Below are 452 nucleotides of genomic sequence, written 5' to 3' on the forward strand. Positions count from 1 at the left end.
TCCCACGACTTCTGCACCAGACGCCGGTCGCAGACCTCCCCGGCATCCTCCAACGCTGCCTGTTCGCGCAAATACTTTGTTGCTCGGCAGCGCTGCCCGCGATGCGCAGTGCCGGCCGCGGCACGATCATCAACATCGCATCCGATGCCGCGAAGATCCCGACGCCAGGAGAAAGCGTCATCGGCGCGGCGATTGCCGGCATCGTGATGTTCACGCGAGTCCTGGCCGTCGAAGGCAAGCGTGACGGGATTCGGGCGAACGTGTTGACGCCATCAATGACCAGCGGCACTGATCATTACCGCAAGGTGATGGAAGACCCGTTCTCCGGCCGTTTGTTCGCGAAGGCTGAAAAGATGGCTGCTCTAGGGGTTGTAAGCAAGGAGGAACTGGCAGGCTTGGCCGTCTTTCTGGCGTCTCCCGCTGCCGCGAAGATCACCGGACAAGCCATCAGC

General features: G+C 61.9%; 1 protein-coding gene. It reads left to right on the forward strand.

Annotation, left to right across the window (positions count from 1 at the left end; translation table 11 throughout):
* The coding region (locus D7X55_RS40915; protein WP_147470493.1) for an SDR family NAD(P)-dependent oxidoreductase at window positions 1-452 on the forward strand (452 nt) is incomplete at both ends.

Origin of the sequence: Corallococcus sp. AB049A (assembly GCF_003668885.1) — a bacterium.
Taxonomy (GTDB): Bacteria; Myxococcota; Myxococcia; order Myxococcales; family Myxococcaceae; genus Corallococcus; species Corallococcus interemptor.